The sequence below is a fragment of the Paenibacillus sp. GCM10027628 genome (genome assembly GCF_042676385.1).
Taxonomy (GTDB): Bacteria; Bacillota; Bacilli; order Paenibacillales; family NBRC-103111; genus Paenibacillus_E.
Genome location: NZ_JBHTHA010000008.1, coordinates 1 through 12036 on the forward strand (window position 1 = coordinate 1; position 12036 = coordinate 12036).

The following is a 12036-nucleotide window of genomic DNA, read 5'->3' on the forward strand; positions in this document are numbered from 1 at the left end:
CTGACGAATACTAATCGGTCGAGGGCTTAACCAAGATACCCAAGAAAGTGAAGAGAAGCTTTGTAGCTGATTCCGAATACTTGATTGGGGCCCGGAAAGACTAAGTTCTAACACACTTTACGCAAGTTTCGTATCTAGTTTTCAAGGAATAAACCTTGATACGTTTGGTGATGATGGCGGAGGGGATCCACGCGTACCCATCTCGAACACGACCGTTAAGCCCTCCAGCGTCGATGGTACTTGAACCGAAGGGTTCTGGGAGAGTAGAACGTTGCCAAGCAAGATAAAAAGGTTATCTCATGACAGTAATTGCTGTCATTGAGATAACCTTTTTCTATATTCTGTCATTCAGGGAACGACAGTGTGTTATTTCCCAATTTTACAGGTATAGAGGCGGTTTCTTGGAATGTCGATCTCTTATTATAGCTAGATCAAGCTTCGATAACTCTGTAAAAACAGATTAGCGAATCGTAGTTCCGCAAAAGTGACAAAATTGATATGGAAGTTAAAATAACACACCCTCGTTCCCAGATTCAAGCCCAACGATTGACTTTTAATAAAGACTGGGCAGTTGAAGTGAGCTCCTCTCCTATTCGAGCCGGCAAGGTTTTTCTTTAGATAAAGCAGACATGCCAAATCTTATGGTTTTATTTTGTGAAATTAACCAAATTGATCGGTGAAATGATAATAAGGATTGAAAATATGCGATAATTAACATAGTTGGAGAACATCTTGGTATGAGGAAGACTGGAGTGAGAAGAATAGGAAACGCATATGTTCAAATCTGTACGGCGATGTTCCGAACGGGCATATTAGGTTATGGAGGCGGTCCATCTATTGTGCCGTTGATCCGTTATGAGGCGGTTACCAGATTCCAATGGATGAAAGATGAGGAGTTCGGCGAAGTGCTAGCTATAGCAAATGCGTTGCCGGGGCCTATTGCTACGAAACTTGCCGGGTACTTAGGGTATCGCCTGAAAGGGTCTTGGGGTGCTTTATTAGGCGTATTAGCGCATATTGCTCCTACATGTATAGCTATGGTAGGTCTTTACTCGTTCATTCATTTTTTCAGCACTTCCTCCATTATTAAGGGGATGATCGCTGCTGTTGTACCGGTTGTTGCTGTCATGCTAGGTGTTATGGCGTACGAGTTTGGGGAAAAGGCAATTAAAGGACTTGGCTGGTATGCAGGCATTGGTTCTTTTGTGATTTCATTTTTACTGTTGCAGACGTTTGCTGTACATCCGGCGATTGTGATTTTTCTCTTCCTGCTGTACGGTGCTTTCCATCATAAGCTCAAGGACAAGTGGAAAAGCAGAAGGCTGGAGAAAGGTGAAGACGCATGAACGAATGGTGGCATTTACTCGTTAGCTTTTTCCTGTCGAATGTGTTCGGATATGGGGGAGGGCCTTCATCGATCCCTTTGATGTATCAAGAAATTGTTCCGAATCATGCTTGGATGACAAGCAGCGGATTCTCGAACATGCTGGCGCTTGGTAATGCGCTGCCAGGACCGATCGCGACGAAGATAGCCGCTTATGTCGGGTATCAGGTGGCCGGCTGGGTGGGCGTTTTGATTGCAGTCGCAGCGACGGTTGTCCCATCCGTTATCGCGTTAATCATTTTGCTGAATATCTTGCAGAAGTATAAGCAGGCTCCCGCTATTAAAGGGATGACGCTGCTTGTACAGCCGGTCATTGCGATTATGATGCTGTTGGTGACATGGAGCAGTATTGTTGAGTCTGCGAAAGCAATCGGATATTTACAGTTCATCGGCATTGCGGCTGTTGCTTTTTATTTGATTCAACTTAAAAAGATTCACCCTGCCTTTATTATTGTGGCGGCTTTTGTTTATGGCGGGGTATTTCTATCGTAATTAATGATGAACGTAAATGTTTATGCGCTCCTGAAGACAGGGGCGTTTTTTTTGTGCGAAAAAATTAAGGAATTTTATCCCTATTTTATTAAAATGTAGGCCTATTGGGATGACGACCGTGAAAATATAATTAAGTTGCAACGCGGTGGTTTATACCAAAATTTAGGAGGGTCTAGAACGATGAAAAAAAGTTTGACCATGTCCCTTGCACTTGTTACAGGCGTTTCTGCATTACTTGCTGGCTGTGGAGGCAGCAATACGACAGGGGCAAAATCAGAACCTACAGCATCTGCAGCACCAACGGTTGCAGCAACCACTACACCTGCTCCGACTAAAAAAGAAGAAAAGTTTACCATTTCGCTTCGTCACATTCAAATCGGTGAGGCGCAAAAATTTCGCAAAGCCATCCTGGATGATGTCGTAAAGAAAACAGAAGGTGAAATCCCAGGTCTAAAGTTCGAGTTGGATGGCGTAGAGGATCAAGTCAACCGTTTCACGAAGCTCCCTGCGGAAATGGCTGCAGGAAATCCTCCTAAAATTTTTGACTTGTTCGGCGGCGCAGGAGATGCGTTGAAGTATGCAAAAGCAGGACGTCTTCTTGACCTGACACCGATTATCACTGAACTGGGTATCAAAGACAAGTTCATCAATATGAGCCAATTTACGCAGGACGGCAAGATCTACGGTTTGCCGATTGGAGGCAGTACGGAAGGTATTTACTACAACAAGCCAATGTTCGAGAAGTACGGTATCAAACCACCGACTACCTTTGCAGAGCTGGAAGCAGCCGCGGATACGTTGAAGAAAAATAATGTAACGCCATTCGCAATGGGTTCCAAAGGTGCATGGGTACCGAATATGCTAGTCAACACATTGCTTGGCCGTTTTGCAGGACCTGATATCGTAACAGGACTTCCAGCCGGTACAAGAAAATGGAACGAGCCGGAAGCTGTAGCGGCTTTTGCGAAATATGATGACTGGGAGAAGAAGGGGTATTTCACGAAAGGCGAGCTGGGGATGGAATATCCGGAAATGCTGAACCAGTTCTTAACGGGCAAAGCCGGTATGATGTTTGACGGCAGCTGGAGATCCTCGGTATTTAAAGACCAGGCCCAAGCGAAAGATCTGACCAATAAAGTAGGTTACGTGACTATGCCGGCGGTACCGAATGGGAAAGGCGATCAAACGCAGGTAAACGGCAACTACTCGAACGGCTACGGCTTCTCTTCCGACTTGAATGATAACGAGAAGAAGGCTGTGAAGGCATTCATCAAAAATATGTACAACGAAGAGATTCAGCTGCGCGGATTGCTTGAAGATAACTTGCTGCCTTCGATGAAGCTTTCCAATGATTCTATTGCCAAAGTTCAAGATCCGATTGTTAAAGAAGTGATGGATATTATTCAGAAGTCCGGAGGCGCATTCTCCCACTTCGATTCGACGATTCAATCCGATGTTTATAAAGAAACGGAAGCCCAGCTCCAAAAGCTGATTGCCGGTAAAGCAACGCCGCAACAAGTGGCGGACGCGCTTCAAAAAGTGCAAGAAGCCGCTAACGCGAAGAAGTAAGGAATCAGGAGCTGCCGCCCGCCCAAGTGTGGGCGGTGCTTTTTTTCTCGGAAGGGTGGGAACTATGAATCATACGATGAAGAACCCGGCAGTGTATCTCATGTTTATACTGCCTTCACTCCTCTTGTACTTTTTGTTTTTTATTTATCCGATGCTGACGTCGGTCTATTATGGATTTACGGACTGGAATGGGTTAGGAGAGCCTCATTTCATTGGTTTCGACAACTTTATGAAAGCATTTGAAGATCTTGATTTCTGGAATGCGGTCAAGAATAATGTGTATTTCATCCTGTTTTCGGTGTTTGTTCAGGTGCCATTCATTATCTTTTTTGCCATACTCATATCAGGAGTCAAGAGACTGCAGGGTTTATACAAAACAACAGTTTTTATGCCCTCAATTTTATCCACAGCGGTTATCGGCATATTGTGGGGCTTTATTTATGAGCCGGAAATCGGCGTTTTGAACAAATTTCTAGGTTTGTTTGGCATTGAGCCGATTTACTGGCTGTCTGATGAGAAATGGGCCATGCTCTCCGTGTTGATAACGAATGCGTGGCAGTGGATGGGCTTCTTTATCGTGCTTGTGCTTGCCGCGATTCTAGCTATACCCAAGGAATTAGGGGAAGCGGCTGAAATCGACGGGGCCAATTATTTTCAACGAGCGACTTCGATAACGATACCGTTAATTAAACCGATCATATCTGTCGTCGTTATGCTCTCCATTGCAGGTGCAATGAGGGTTATCGAAATCGTGCTCGTAATGACAAACGGGGGGCCTGTCGGAGCGACAGAGGTAATGGCCTCTTACATGGTAACAAGAGCAATCAAATATGGCGAGTACGGATTCGGAACCGCGCTTTCGATTCTGATTTTCGTCATTGCCTTGCTGTTGACGGCCATTTTTCAGCTCACTGTCGGAAGAAACCAAGAGAGGATTGAATACTGATGCCAACTACGGTAAAAAAGCTGTTACCCCATCTCATTTTACTCGTGTACGTGGTGGTCGTATTGATTCCTTTTGTTTTCGTCGTATTTTCGTCTTTGAAAGAAAGCAATGTCGATATTGCCGCTCATCCATTTGCCATTCCGAGCAAGCTTTACTTTGAAAACTACGTAACGACCTGGGTGAAGGCAAAAATAAGCGTTTACTTTTTCAACAGTGTTTACCTTTCCTTGTCTGCGGCAGTTACCGGAGTATTTCTGGCGGCAGGCGCCTCCTTTGCTGTTACGCGGATGAAATTTATAAGAGCAAGCAAGGTGCTTTATCAGTTCGTGTTGATCGGCATGCTCATTCCAGGGAATGTGCTGTTTATTGCCCAGTATATTCTTGTTAAGAATATGGGGATTTTGAATACTCACTGGTCTTTGTTTCTGCCTTATACAGCAGGTGCGATCCCATTAAGCATCCTTCTGATTTCCGCCTTCATGCGGGCAATTCCGAATGAGCTGGAGGAAGCAGCCATTGTAGACGGATTGAGTTCACCAGGGCTTTTTATTAGGATCATCCTGCCTCTAACGCTGCCTGCGTTGGTGACGGTATTTATTATTAACTTCCTAGGGAACTGGAATGAATACTTGCTTGCGAATTTCTTCATCAGTAAAGATCAATTGCGGACGCTGCCGACGGGGATGGTGCAATTCAGAAACGCCTTCCAGACCAATTATGCGCTTATCAGTACGGGTGTAGTATTTTCTGTTGCTCCTGTACTTGTGATCTACGCGTTTCTGCAAAAAACGATTATTGAAGGACTTACGGCAGGCAGTGTGAAGGGATAGAGGATGTTAGAGTCAATGTGACGAAGAGTGACATAAAAACGCTCCTGAATGATGGGGAGCGTTTTTATGTGCTTGGAATCCGTATTTTTTCACAAATTAGAAATCGCCGTTCGTCATCTCAACCAAATGTGTGTGAGGTAAATTGACGTACAATTTATTCGAGCGTTATAGTGAGGAGAAAACCGGATGAAATAATCAGAATTTGAAGCAGCAGATTCCTTATGAGGGGAGATGCTGTTTTGCACATATAGATTCATAAAACCGGGGGGAGGGGTGGCTCAGCTCATGGAGAACATATCTCACGATTCCGTAGAGATGAAGAATATTGTCAAGCAGTTTGGCACCGTGATTGCCAACGATCAAGTCGATTTCCGGGCCAAGGCCGGGGAGATTCATGCGCTGCTTGGTGAAAATGGCGCGGGGAAAAGCACCATGATGTGTATGCTCTCCGGCGTGTATCGCCCCACAAGCGGGGAAATTCGCATCCATGGCGTGCAAGTGCGTATTCGGTCGCCGAAGGATGCGATGAAGCTGGGTGTGGGGATGGTCTTTCAGAATTTTCGCTTAGTACAGACGCTGACGGCAGCGGAAAACATTGTGCTTGGCGAGAAATCCGGTTATTGGCGAGGTCCCCGTTGGATGAAGAACAAACAGGAGCAGATCGAGGGGATTTCGCGGCGTTTCGGGCTACCTTTCCCGGTAGATCGGCCGATTTGGCAGTTGTCCGTCGGTGAGCAGCAGCGCGTTGAAATCGTGAAGACGCTGTATCGCGGCGCGGATTTGATTATTCTGGATGAGCCCACCTCAGTATTGACGCCAGGGGAGGTCGATCAGTTGTTCGAGACGCTGGACCGCATGAAGCAGGAAGGTAAAACCGTCATTATGACTACGCATAAGCTGAAGGAGGTCATGCAGTCCGCCGACCGAATTTCGGTCATGCGCAAAGGCCGGATGATCGCGACCATGGACAAAGCGGCAACGAATGAACGTGAGCTGGCACAGCTGATGGTAGGCCAAGATCAGTTGGAAAGGCGTGTGAGTATGCACGCAGGGACACCTGGTAACCCGAGGCTGGTGGTCAAAGGTCTGGAGGTCTACGCGGATCATGGACGTAAGGCGCTGGACGGACTTGATTTTCATGTTAGCGAAGGGGAGATTGTCGGCGTCGCTGGGGTGTCCGGCAATGGTCAGAAGGAGCTCGCAGAAGTACTGACCGGACTGCGCGAATGGAAGCAAGGCGAGATCCGCTTTGACGGCCGTGAGCTCCGGAAAGGATCCGTGCGCGGAGCGATCGAATCGGGCATCGCCCATGTGCCGGAGAACCGTATGAAGAGCGGTCTCGCAGGCAGCTTGGGGGCGGTGGACAATTTGCTTGCAAAAACGTACAGTTCCAAGGCACGTTCGCGGTTTGGCCTGCTTCGAACCGAAAGTAACCGGAGTTGGTCGCAGTCACTTGTGGAACGGTTCGATGTGAAAACATCCGGGTTGGATGCACCTGTACAATACATGTCAGGTGGGAACCAGCAGAAGCTTTTGTTCGCCAGGGAGATTGATCAGGATCCGAAGCTGATGGTGGCCGTTCATCCCACGCAGGGATTAGATGTAGGCGCATCGGAAAGCGTGTATCGTTTGTTGGAAGAACTGCGCGGGAATGGAAGAAGTGTTTTGCTTATTTCCGAGGATTTGGATGAGGTGCTGCAATTGGCTGACCGCATCCTTGTCATGTTTGGAGGACGCATCGTAGGAGATATCCTGCGTCCGGAAGCGGATCGCGGTCATATTGGCATGCTAATGGCCGGTGTTAGAGAGCTGGATGCTAAGGGGGTTGTCGGATGAGTGATCAACGGTTCATAGGCGCGATTCCGGTTGAACAATCGCAGCCGAAAAGAGAAGCAGGATTCCGCTTGCCGTATCGTTTCGAGATCGATGCCGTGGGCCGCGAAAGCCCATGGTGGATTACGTTAGTATCAATCGTATTGGCTCTCATCGTATGCGGCGTTTTTATCGCCATGAACGGAATGAGTCCTTTTGTCGTATACGCGAAAATGCTCAAAGGAGCGTTCGGCTCTTCATTCGGCATTACGGAAACTCTTGTCAAAGCGATTCCACTCTTGCTATGCGGTCTGGGCGTATCGCTTGCTTATCGCATATCGGTGTGGAACATAGGCGCCGAGGGTCAGTTTCTAGCTGGAGCGATGGCTGCTACAGCGGTTACGGTCTATTTCCCACATTTGCCAATGTACTTGTCGATCCCCTTCATGGTAGTTGCAGGTGTTGTGGCGGGCGGCATCTGGGGATTGTTGACTGCAATTCCGCGAACGTATTTTCAAGTCAATGAACTCATCACTTCGTTAATGCTGAACTATGTAGCGATGCTGGCGCTGAATTATGCCGTTTTCGGCCCGTGGAAGGATCCGAAGGGCTTCAACTTTCCGGGTTCCCCGATGTTTAATGCCGCTCAGTCCCTGCCATCGTTCGGTACGTCGCGGCTTCATCTGGGCGTTATTTTTGCGATCATTGCCGTGCTCCTCTACGCTTTTGTGATTCGCTTTACGCGATGGGGCTACGAGCTTCGCCTTATCGGCGCGAATGGGGAAGCGGCTAGAAATGCAGGGATACTCATAACCAGACATGTGCTCATCGTGATGGCCATTAGCGGCGGGTTGGCGGGACTAGCGGGGATGAGCGAGGTGTCCGGTGTTGCCCATCGGCTCATGTATGGCATATCGCCGGGCTATGGGTATACTGCAATCATCGTCGCATGGCTGGCTAAGCTTAATCCGGCAGGCATTGTTGTTTCGTCCATTCTTTTTGGCGGGCTGATTGTCGGCGGTTATAGTGTTCAGACGATCGGTCTGCCTTCGTCGATCTCTTCGATGATTCAAGGCGCCATCTTATTTTTTCTAATAGCTGGCGGTATGGCCGGGAAAATCCGGCTGCGCCGCAATCGTTAAGAAAGGAAGGGAGTAATGATGGATGCAATTACGCAGCTCATTGGCGCCGCGATATCGTCCGGAACGCCGCTGCTTATTGCCGTCTTAGGCGGCATTTTGATTGAAAGATCCGGCATTATGCAGTTGGGTGCGGAAGGGCTTATGCTCATGGGGGCCGTGACCTCGTGCCTGGTATTCATTCAAACGGGCAGCTTGCCGCTAACGATACTCAGTGTACTTGTCGTAAGCGGTGTATTGGGGCTTGTGCATGCTTTTCTCTGTGTGACGCTCCGTTCCAATCAAGTTGTGAGTGGCTTGGCCATGACCTTGTTCGGAACGGGACTAAGCGCTTATCTGGGTAAAAAGATTAGTGGACAGCCGATACAAGGAGCCGTACCTAAGTTGGATATTCCTTGGCTGGAGCCTGTTCCTCTCGTAGGAAGTGTATTCGCGCACATGGATCTATTTACTTGGATCAGCTTGGTTCTAGTGACTGGCATGCATTTATTTATTCATCGTACCTCGTGGGGGCTGCATCTACGCGCGGTCGGGGATCATCCGGCCACTGCGGATGTAATGGGGATTTCAGTAATGGCCATTCGTTACGTCTGCGTCATTATCGGGTCTATGCTCATCGGTATTGCGGGCGCAGATTTGCTGCTGGTCTACACACCGACTTGGAACGAGGGTATGACGGCCGGGCGTGGCTGGATCGCGGTGGCGCTTATTATTTTCGCCAGATGGAATCCGGTTCGCGCGCTGTTTTGCGCCTATTTCTTTGGCGTGCTCGATTCACTGGGGTTCAGGGTGCAACTGATCGGCAGCCATATTCCGTCTTATTTTCTGAAAATGATACCGTACATCGTCACGATTCTAGTCCTTATGTTTTTGGGCTGGAGAAATCGGAATAAGCCGTCCGGCACGCCGGAAGCGCTGGGAGTTCCTTATCTGCGTGAACAAAGATTTTAAGGTTGCATATATCACAGGTCAAGAGCATATGAGGAAAGGGGGGACTGTGGTGAAAGAGCGAGAAAGCCACATTCCGTATTTGAGAAAATGTGTAGAGTTATCGTGGATAGCAAGAAAGTCTGGAAACACACCGTTTGGGGCGCTGTTAGTGGGGCCGAAGGGTGAGATTTTATTGGAGCAGGGCAATATCGAAATCACGGAATCCAACTGCACGGGGCACGCGGAAACAACGTTGATGGAGGCGGCTTCCAAGCGATTCAGCAGACAAGAGCTGTGGGCATGCACGCTGTATACTTCAACAGAGCCTTGCGCCATGTGCGCTGGGTCCATTTATTGGGGCAATGTCGGGCGCGTCGTCTATGGGATGTCGGAAAAACGGCTGGCTGAATTGACAGGTGAAGATGAGCAGAATCCGACGCTGGACCTCCCTTGTAGAGAAGTATTTGCAAGAGGAAGTAAGGCGATCGAAGTGATCGGGCCGTTCCCAGAGGTTGAGGCGGAAGCTGTTGCAGCGCATGAGGGATATTGGTCGTAAAAGCGGTGATGAGGAGCTGTCCAAAAGTAGACATTCTGCTTGGGGGCAGCTCGGCTTCTGCTAAGCAGTCTGGCTGTTTTTCCAGATTAGAGTCCGTCCCAAGGTGCACAAATAAAGAACCCTGTGACGCTAATAAATGGGAGAATTGATCTGAAAATGCGGTTAGAGAACAAAGGTCCATAAACAACATTCGTTGTTTATGGACCTTTGTTCTCTCGAAGCCAAATTCGAGTTTCTGGCTATCCGAGCTATCGAGACAGCTCCTTTTTGCTGGCACAAAGGATCGTCTCAAGGGTGTCAAGGTGCACGTATACAAAAAATATAGCCAGTGTTATGAAAGATTACAAACTTGCGTCATGTAAATTGACCCTTTAGCGGCACGGATTTACAATGAAACAAATTCTAATCAAGATCTTGTTGAAATGCATAGAACTAGAGGTGATATGTCAATGAAACTCACGCTGCACGAAGTGAATGAACTGGATCAAGATCGATTTATCCAGATGTTCGGTCCCCTTTTCGAGCGCTCGCCGTGGATTGCAGAACGTGCCTGGGGCTCGGCTCCATTTACTTCCATTCAAGATTTGATCAGCGCTTTTGAACGGGAGGTTTGGAGAGCCGGCAAAGATGAGCAGCTTGCCCTGTTAAGGGCTCACCCTGATCTGGGCACTCGCGTCCGCATGACGGATCATTCGGTGCAAGAACAATCCGGTGCGGGGTTGGACCGTCTAACACCAGAAGAATATGAACAATTTCTTGCATTCAACAAGCAATATACGGAAAAGTTCAAGTTTCCTTTCATAATGGCTGTCAAAGGCCAGACCAAAGAAACGATCCGCGAGGCCATTAAGCTTCGAATCGAACGTGACGTAGAAACGGAGCTGGGGAAGGCTCTGCAGGAAGTTTGTAAAATCGGGCGGTTTCGTCTTGAACCCATCATAACCAATGAAGCGGAGGAACTGGCAATGAAAGCGAGCGACGGATCTGAAAGAATCATGTACTACGGTAAAGGGGACGTATGGGTTTACCGCTCGTATGCCAAACCGCTTACGAATTTAACGGTCATACCGGAATCCGGTTGTACCGGTAGGGACAATATTTTGTTTGGGATGAACATTAAAATCGCGGTCAGCGGTGAAAGGTTTTTTACTTCTTTTTCAGAAGGGGATAACTCTTTCGTCGTAGCAACGGACTCCATGAAAAATTTTATTCTCCGAAAAGCCGGCGAGTATGAAGGGGCTACTGCGGAAGGTTTCCTGGAGTTTGCGGCAAGGAAGTTTCTGGAAACTTATCCACAAATGATGGGAGTGAAGATGACGGCGGATCAGGTGCCTTTTGATGTGCTGCCGGTACCTGGACAGCAAGGCTTGGAGGGCAGCAATCTGGTGTACCGTTATTCGCAAAATGAGCATCCGACAGCGTTGGTTGAGGTGGTGAGGACAGAAGAGGGAATCTCTGTCGCCCGCCACTCTGGCGGTGTAGCCGACCTGAAATTAATTAAGGTGAGAGGAAGTTCTTTCGCCGGATTTGTCAGAGACGAGTACACGACGCTGCCGGAATCGTTCGATCGTCCATTATTCATTTTCCTCGATATCGCTTGGGATTATGAAAAAGTAGAAGATGCTTTGGATGCAGACCGTGGCGGCTATGTAGCGTCTGAGCAAATCAGGGATATTGCACATACGGTATTTCATGAACAGAACTCGCCGTCGATTCAAAACCTCATTTACCGAATCGGGCAACGAGCGTTGACGCGTTTTCCTCAATTGAAAGAGATTCGTTTTGAGTCCAATAACCGCACTTGGGAAACGATTTTGGAGGAGGTTGCAACGGGTGAAGGAAAAGTATTCACGGAACCTCGTCCTCCTTACGGCTTCCAAGGCTTCTCGATGACGAAGCGAGATCTGGAGGGGCTATGAGCGCAGGGTTGACGACGCATGTGCTCGATATAAGTGGCGGGTGTCCTGCCAGCGGAGTCCGCATCGACTTGTTCCTTCTTCAGGACGGAAAATCGCAATTGCTTCGGACGGAATGGACGAATGCCGACGGACGCGTGCACGGGGCCATGCTTGGCGGCGAAGGGTTTAAGTCAGGCGTTTATGAACTCGTTTTTCATGTAGGCGATTATTTCCGCGGGCGTGGAGTGGAGCTGGCTGAGCCTGCTTTTTTGGATCAGGTGCCGATACGATTCGGAATCTCGGATCCGGCAGCGCATTATCATGTTCCGCTTTTGATAGCTCCCTGGGGTTACAACACTTATCGGGGGAGTTGATGGCGGAGAATTCGACCGGACGCTCCTTGACCGAGGGATTTAGCGGAGTGAAGCGAGGGCGAGGTGTGGGTGAGGGCCTGGCGAGGGCGTGGTCGTGAGCGTGGGC

General features: G+C 48.5%; 11 protein-coding genes and 1 rRNA gene. All 12 read left to right on the top strand.

All coding sequences use genetic code 11. The features are described from left to right. The first annotated feature begins 163 nt into the window (after window positions 1-163). Window positions 164-280, top strand: a 5S ribosomal RNA gene (gene rrf / locus ACFQZT_RS09635). A 457-nt stretch (window positions 281-737) separates the two neighbouring features. After that, window positions 738-1346, top strand: coding sequence for a chromate efflux transporter ChrB (gene chrB, locus ACFQZT_RS09640; protein WP_379299045.1), 609 nt, complete (start codon window positions 738-740; stop codon window positions 1344-1346). Continuing rightward, entirely contained in the window at window positions 1343-1876 is a 534-nt protein-coding gene (gene chrA / locus ACFQZT_RS09645; protein WP_379299047.1) for a chromate efflux transporter ChrA, read from the top strand. Before chrB ends, chrA begins: the two co-directional genes overlap by 4 nt. Window positions 1877-2056: 180 nt before the next feature. Next, window positions 2057-3445, top strand: coding sequence for an extracellular solute-binding protein (locus ACFQZT_RS09650; RefSeq protein WP_379299049.1), 1389 nt, complete (start codon window positions 2057-2059; stop codon window positions 3443-3445). Window positions 3446-3509: 64 nt separating this feature from the next. Beyond that, entirely contained in the window at window positions 3510-4391 is an 882-nt protein-coding gene (locus ACFQZT_RS09655; protein WP_379299052.1) for a carbohydrate ABC transporter permease, read from the top strand. Continuing rightward, entirely contained in the window at window positions 4391-5221 is an 831-nt protein-coding gene (locus tag ACFQZT_RS09660; RefSeq protein WP_379299054.1) for a carbohydrate ABC transporter permease, read from the top strand. Before ACFQZT_RS09655 ends, ACFQZT_RS09660 begins: the two co-directional genes overlap by 1 nt. A gap of 285 nt (window positions 5222-5506) precedes the next feature. Next, the gene (locus tag ACFQZT_RS09665; RefSeq protein ID WP_379299056.1) at window positions 5507-7057 is read left to right on the top strand and encodes an ABC transporter ATP-binding protein; all 1551 of its coding nucleotides are present in this window, start codon (window positions 5507-5509) and stop codon (window positions 7055-7057) included. Further along, window positions 7054-8175, top strand: a complete 1122-nt coding sequence (locus ACFQZT_RS09670; RefSeq protein WP_379299058.1) for an ABC transporter permease — start codon at window positions 7054-7056, stop codon at window positions 8173-8175. Before ACFQZT_RS09665 ends, ACFQZT_RS09670 begins: the two co-directional genes overlap by 4 nt. 18 nt (window positions 8176-8193) lie before the next feature. Then, entirely contained in the window at window positions 8194-9123 is a 930-nt protein-coding gene (locus ACFQZT_RS09675; protein ID WP_379299139.1) for an ABC transporter permease, read from the top strand. A 49-nt stretch (window positions 9124-9172) separates the two neighbouring features. Continuing rightward, window positions 9173-9658, top strand: a complete 486-nt coding sequence (locus tag ACFQZT_RS09680) for a nucleoside deaminase (protein WP_379299060.1) — start codon at window positions 9173-9175, stop codon at window positions 9656-9658. 449 nt (window positions 9659-10107) lie between these two features. Then, on the top strand, window positions 10108-11577 hold the full coding sequence (gene pucL, locus ACFQZT_RS09685; protein ID WP_379299062.1) for a factor-independent urate hydroxylase: 1470 nt from the start codon (window positions 10108-10110) through the stop codon (window positions 11575-11577). Further along, on the top strand, window positions 11574-11930 hold the full coding sequence (gene uraH, locus ACFQZT_RS09690; RefSeq protein ID WP_379299064.1) for a hydroxyisourate hydrolase: 357 nt from the start codon (window positions 11574-11576) through the stop codon (window positions 11928-11930). Before pucL ends, uraH begins: the two co-directional genes overlap by 4 nt. Window positions 11931-12036: the final 106 nt, after the last annotated feature.

What these genes read in the sequence shown, in the direction of transcription:
- ACFQZT_RS09670 (WP_379299058.1), top strand. Translation starts at nt 7,054, where the DNA reads ATGAGTGATCAACGGTTCATAGGCGCGATTCCGGTTGAACAATCGCAG.
- pucL (WP_379299062.1), top strand. Translation starts at nt 10,108, where the DNA reads ATGAAACTCACGCTGCACGAAGTGAATGAACTGGATCAAGATCGATTT.
- chrA (WP_379299047.1), top strand. Translation starts at nt 1,343, where the DNA reads ATGAACGAATGGTGGCATTTACTCGTTAGCTTTTTCCTGTCGAATGTG.
- chrB (WP_379299045.1), top strand. Translation starts at nt 738, where the DNA reads ATGAGGAAGACTGGAGTGAGAAGAATAGGAAACGCATATGTTCAAATC.
- ACFQZT_RS09675 (WP_379299139.1), top strand. Translation starts at nt 8,194, where the DNA reads ATGGATGCAATTACGCAGCTCATTGGCGCCGCGATATCGTCCGGAACG.
- ACFQZT_RS09660 (WP_379299054.1), top strand. Translation starts at nt 4,391, where the DNA reads ATGCCAACTACGGTAAAAAAGCTGTTACCCCATCTCATTTTACTCGTG.
- ACFQZT_RS09655 (WP_379299052.1), top strand. Translation starts at nt 3,510, where the DNA reads ATGAATCATACGATGAAGAACCCGGCAGTGTATCTCATGTTTATACTG.
- ACFQZT_RS09665 (WP_379299056.1), top strand. Translation starts at nt 5,507, where the DNA reads ATGGAGAACATATCTCACGATTCCGTAGAGATGAAGAATATTGTCAAG.
- ACFQZT_RS09650 (WP_379299049.1), top strand. Translation starts at nt 2,057, where the DNA reads ATGAAAAAAAGTTTGACCATGTCCCTTGCACTTGTTACAGGCGTTTCT.
- uraH (WP_379299064.1), top strand. Translation starts at nt 11,574, where the DNA reads ATGAGCGCAGGGTTGACGACGCATGTGCTCGATATAAGTGGCGGGTGT.